General features: G+C 58.0%; 4 protein-coding genes. 1 reads left to right on the top strand and 3 read right to left on the bottom strand.

What is annotated here, in order from left to right:
* Positions 1 to 195 (top strand): hypothetical protein (locus tag EN745_RS36585; RefSeq protein ID WP_210213779.1); only part of this gene is annotated, 195 nt, incomplete at its 5' end.
* A 143-nt stretch (positions 196 to 338) separates the two neighbouring features.
* On the opposite strand, the gene EN745_RS29145 is transcribed toward EN745_RS36585, so the two are convergent.
* From EN745_RS29145 to EN745_RS29130, 3 genes are all read right to left on the bottom strand, one after another.
* Positions 339 to 1448 carry a porin gene (locus EN745_RS29145; RefSeq protein ID WP_127422832.1) on the bottom strand — a complete coding sequence of 370 codons (1110 nt, stop codon included), beginning with the start codon at positions 1446 to 1448 and terminating at the stop codon, positions 339 to 341.
* Between the two features lie 1744 nt (positions 1449 to 3192).
* Complete coding sequence (locus tag EN745_RS29135) at positions 3193 to 4803, bottom strand: ABC transporter substrate-binding protein (RefSeq protein WP_127422830.1); 1611 nt, start codon at positions 4801 to 4803, stop codon at positions 3193 to 3195.
* 317 nt (positions 4804 to 5120) lie between these two features.
* Positions 5121 to 5384: membrane dipeptidase (locus tag EN745_RS29130; RefSeq protein ID WP_189363191.1), on the bottom strand; the 264-nt coding region annotated here is incomplete at its 5' end.

The raw sequence follows: 5384 nt of genomic DNA, 5'->3' as shown, positions 1-5384 counted from the left end.
CCCATCGCAGACCAAACCGCTCCGCAGCACAATTCGAACCCATCGACGCCGGGCCATGGCCGCGTGGGAAGCCATAAGCGCACGGCCTGCCTGAAAAGCGAGGTGTCGACCTCACGCGGCCGCATTTCAAACAACGTGACAACGCCTTTTGGAGTATTGCGATCCATCTCGCTTGCGACGAAACCCGATCGATAAGTCTGAAAAGGGCGCCCGGGAACTGGGCGCCCTTCTCATCGACGAATGCTTGGGTTGGAGGTCAATGATCAAGCAATCCGCCGACAACCAAATTGAAGGCTCGCAGGTACCGCTTCGAACGCGGCGAACGGGCCCTTCAATCCTCAGAACGAGCGCTGGAAGCGGAGGATACCGCCGACAGCGTTGCTCTTGCCAGCGGGGATGCCGGTCCAGTTGTAACCGTTGCTGTCGTGGTCGTTATGAGCCCAGTCAACTTCGGCCGTGATCGTGAGACCCGGGACGATCTTGTAGGCGACGTTCGCCGCAAGGCCAAACTCTTTGGCTTCATCATACGACACCTGGAGGTTGAACGCAGTCTTCTCGTTTAAGGTGTAGGTGGCGCCACCCCACACTGCCCAGTTGCCGCCCCACTGCTTGTAGAAGCCGCGGTCGCCTGCAGGGATCGCATAGGTCGGGTCGTTGAGATTGTCGTCAGTGCCGTAGCCGGCCATGATGAACAGCGCCAGCGCCTCGGTCGCATTCACGTCCAAGCGAACCTTGCCGGCCACCTCTTCGTAGTTGCTATCATAAGCAACGACGCCGGTGACGGCGCCCCAACCCTGCGTGTACTTCACGCCGCCGACGACATGCGGAACGTAGCTGTCGATCGTACCGACCGTGCCAGAGCCTTCTTCGAGGGAGACCACGGCCGAGAAGCCGTTGCCGGCATCAAAGTAGTATTGCACGACGTTGGTGTCGAAATCGCCATAGGGAACCAGCGTATCGTTGATGACGTTGCCGGCATAACCGATGAACGAATCGAAGGCCGAATCGTCCTTGCCGACACGCAACCCACCGAGTTGAATCCAGGCAAAGTTCAGCGAGCTGCTGTTACTGCCGTCGGAATAGTTGAAGCGGGTGTCAGTGTAGGTCTTCAAGGTGCCGAGCTCTGTTTCCTGACCAGTCCAGGTCCTCAGCGAGAGGCGGGCCTTCTTGTGCCAGGTGTCGTTGATACTGCCGTCCTCATGGTCGACAGCACGACGCCCGTCGAACGAACCTTCCTGGCCAGCCGAAGCATCCCAGCGGACATAGCCACCGATACGCAGGCAGGTCTCGGTGCCAGGGATGTAGAAATAGCCGGCGCCATAGACGTCGCAGATCTTGACGTATTCAGCCGGTTCCGGCTCGGCGACCGTCACCGCGTCGGCGGCGCGGGCGCCGGAAACTGCGATCAGGGCCGCAGCGGAGCCGAGAAGAAGGCTCTTGATGTTCATACTTGATCTCCGTTCATTGATTGAAAAAGGGCGAGGACGTCGATGGACGAACCGCTCCCTGTCCCCACGATCGAAAAAGATGCGCATCGCGATGCATCCTTCCCGGCTCGGACGCTATTCACCGGTCTAATTAGTGCAAGTTCAAATTCGCTTTGCCAGCCACATATCCAAGTATTAGTTGCAATTTTACCACTAAATTGACAGTATTACTTGCACAAATTGTACAACTGTACATTTGCACAAATCGAACAATTGGCACATCGGCCATTTGCGCACCTATGGAATGTGCGCAAACAGCCATCGGCGTCCGGCCGATCGTCAGATAGATCCAATCAGAGAAATAGCCTGGGCGGCCGATGCAACGACTTCTGTGTTGGCACCTTCTCTGAGCAATTCGATAGGAACGCGACCCTTGAGAAGAGGCGACGGCCTGGTCAGCCACAGCCAAGCCAATCTGGGATCGGAGATCGAGGAAAGGACCTGCCTGATTCCGGGCATAGGCCTGCCGTCGATGAACTGAGCCAGGGGAAATACATGCTTGCGGGAGCCTCTCCGAAAGGCAACCACATCATTGTGCCGCTGCCACCAATGCAGCGTGGACCGCGGTATTCCAAAACGTCTCTCGAGATGCGTCGACCCCGCAACTGGACCGGCCCACTCTGCAATGCGCGCGCCTTCTCTCGGGCAATCTTCTAAAATCGGATGCCCGAGCGGATGATTGGCTGGCCGGGGTCGCGAAGCGATCTCACACGCCTGGGCGTTTAGCCGTCGCGCTGCTTCGGCCTCGAGCCTACCAAGAAATTCGGCGGCCACGGCGGTCAAATCGTTGGACGGAGAACCCGAAGGCGCAACAGCAGCGTTGTCACCCTGCCTCGCGTCATCGCACTGGGCAAGGATGCGCTGCACCTCCCTCATGACAAAGCTTGAAAGCTCGGTCTGGCGCTTTTCATCCCCAAGATCACTCGACCCGGACATATGTGGGCTTTCTCATTAGCATTCCCTCAGCAAGCCGCCGAAAGAGCGTTGAAGATATGAAGTTTGGAGGACGGCGATGTGGCGTCTTCGTATGCTCGCGACCTAGACTAGCAGCCGTCGCGCGGTTTCAACTTGTGCCTCTCAATAAAAAAGGGAAGAACAGCGAATGGACGACCGTCTTTGCCCACGATCAAAACAGGCGCACATCGCAATGCATCCTTCACAGCGTGACGCTATCCGCGACCTCATTTGTGCAAGTGCAAGGTTTAGCCTGTCAGCGTTATATGATTAGACGTAGCTTTTTCGCCACAATGTTCGAAGTGTTACCTGGACAAATCGAACGTATTGCACATATGGACGAACTGTACCGTCGACAGCGACTTTGACGCTCGCATTTACTGGCGGCATACATGCTTCACTGTTGCCGCCTCGCATTGGCCAGGTGCACGGCACCTCCTTCATGACAAAGGTTGAAAGCCCGTCCTGAGGACGTTTCATTTGCAAGATCGCTCGATCCACTCATACGTACTTCCCGGCAGGGAAAGCAGGTTTTATCCGGTGCCTCAGCGGACATCTGCAGCCGAAGGACCAGGCGCCGCGTCCTCGTCACTACCGACCAGCAGGCCCCCGTGCTCACGCCAGTCGTATCGAAATCGAAGGTAAGGACGGCGACGATGATCTTGAAGGCATGCCGACTCCATGCTGGACAGCGCCTGCGGCGTCGCAGGCTGCAGCCCCGCAACTGCTCTGCGTAGGATATAGGCGGTCATTAGGCCGAGGCCTTCTGCATGTTCCACATCGGGAGGAGCTCCGGCATGTGGATGAGGCCGGTAAGGGCCTTACGTCGCGCTATGGGGGTGGTATATTTTCCCAACCTCACATCGCCGACGAAGTCCCACCAGATCCCTTGCATCTGGCGGGCAAGCGCCTTGCGTTCGTCGAGCGTTGCGACATCTGCCAATTTTGCCCGCAGCGCTTCGTATTCGTCGTTCTTCGGCCAACCGTACCAAGCCTTATCGCCATTCGCGGTTCGAGAGGCTTGCGTGAGCGGATGGCTGAGCGAATATTCCGATTCGTCCGTGAGGAAAACGTTCCAACCGCCGTTCTCAACGGGTCCTTTGTTCGCTCGACGCGTGGATAGTGCAGCCCAGGTCATTGGCGCGAGCTCGGCATTGATCCCAATCTTCCGCAGCGAAGCCGCCAGAAGCTGCGAAAGATTGTCGCCGTCGACCCAATCGGTCGGATCGAGAATTATGATCTTTTCACCGGCATATCCCGCTTCCTGGAATAGCTGCTTAGCTCTTTCCGGGTCGCCGCCCTTCTTGTACCATCCCGTGTTTTCGTCATTGGATAGAAGCGTATCCTGGCCGAAGATCGAAGTGACGGGGCTGATGTATTTTGCGTCGCTGCGCACCGCACGCAACATAGCCTCCTGATCGATCAGATGGAGCATCGCTTGGCGCGCCTTGACATTGTCGAACGGCGGCTGCAGGAAGTTCATGCGCAAGACTAGGTCCCGGCCCCCCTTGTCCAGAACATCGAGTTGAAGGTTGGGATCGCTCTCGATCAATGGGTAAAGATCGGCCGGCGGCGTCTCGTAGTAATCAATCTCACCTGCTTGCAACGCCGCCACCGCCGTCTGCTGGTCGGCGATAACATTCCAGATGACACGATCGACGTTGACGATCTTCCCGCCAGCCAACCCGTCGGACGGCTCCTTGCGGGGCACATATTTTTCGTTGCGATCGTACGTATAGCTGGCACCCGGCCGGGCAAGGGCCTCATTGAACTTGAACGGCCCCGATCCGATTTTCGTCGTGGCCTGTTCGCTCGCCGGGCGACTGGCGTCCTTCTCTCGCATGATGAACAGGCCTGGCGCCGCAAGAACATCCGCCAGGAGATCGATCAGAAGTCCCAAGGGCTCCTTGAGCGCGATCGTGAAAGTTTTGTCGTCCTTCTTGGAGATGTCGCTGGCGCGCGCCATGATCAGCTGCCCACCGGGGTTCACCTCAGCCCAACGCCGAATTGAGGCGACACAGTCCGCCGCGGTGACCGGTGTGCCGTCGTGCCAGCCAAGGCCGTCCCGAAGCTCGAATGTATAGCTTTTTTTGTCGTCAGAAACGCTCCATTTCTCGACCATTTGCGGCTGCGGCATGAACTTCGAGTCGGGCGCGAACAGCGTGTCGTAAATCGCCAAGCCGTGCATTTGGGTGGGCCCCGACGTCGTCCAGATCGGATCAAAGACACTCAGGTCGCCCACCACCATGTGCACCGTCCGTGCGGCGCTTGACGCCGTCTGCGCCCGCAGCACCGACGGCATGGATACAGCCGCTCCGGCAGCTACGCCCGTCTTCATAAAGTCACGCCGGGAGATCGTCATTATTCAGTTCCCTTCTTCGTTAGTTTAATGTTGTGTGGTATTTCATCTGAGGCAAGTTGCGGCTGCTTGTCTGCGCGAGGCTATCTATCTATGCTCTAAGGCGGCAGGGCTTGAGGTGATCACCGAGGGTTTGCTGATTCTCTGAATACCCACCGACTGTCCACTTCGGTGCCCGGGTAGGCCCGGGTCGTTACTGCAGACAGAGGAACGTTGGCACGCAGGACAGGCTTGTTCCTTTTTCCTTTCCTGGTAATAGGTCCTGCTGGCAGAGCTGGCGGACTGGGTCCCGGGCCAAGCCTGGGACATGTCGTCTTTTCCTACTCGCCCCAGGTCTCGGCGAGAACGCGCAACCAATTGCCGTGGCAGATCTTCTTGAGCGTCGGCTCGTCGAAACCGCGAAGACGCATGGCTTCGACCAGATTCTGCAATCCCGCGGCGCTGCGGACCCCGGTCGGTACCGTCGGCCCGTCCAAATCCGAGGCGTCGAAATCCGAGCCCATGCCGACCTTGTCGTCGCCGAGCTTGTCAACGAGATAGGCGATATGGTCAATGAGCATATCGAGCGGCGCATCGGCCGTAAC

It is taken from the genome of Mesorhizobium sp. M4A.F.Ca.ET.022.05.2.1 (genome assembly GCF_003998845.1).
In the GTDB taxonomy this organism is placed as follows: Bacteria; Pseudomonadota; Alphaproteobacteria; order Rhizobiales; family Rhizobiaceae; genus Mesorhizobium.
This window is presented reverse-complemented; position numbering and strand designations above follow the sequence as displayed.

What these genes read in the sequence shown, in the direction of transcription:
- EN745_RS29145 (WP_127422832.1), bottom strand. Translation starts at nt 1,448, where the DNA reads ATGAACATCAAGAGCCTTCTTCTCGGCTCCGCTGCGGCCCTGATCGCA.
- EN745_RS29135 (WP_127422830.1), bottom strand. Translation starts at nt 4,803, where the DNA reads ATGACGATCTCCCGGCGTGACTTTATGAAGACGGGCGTAGCTGCCGGA.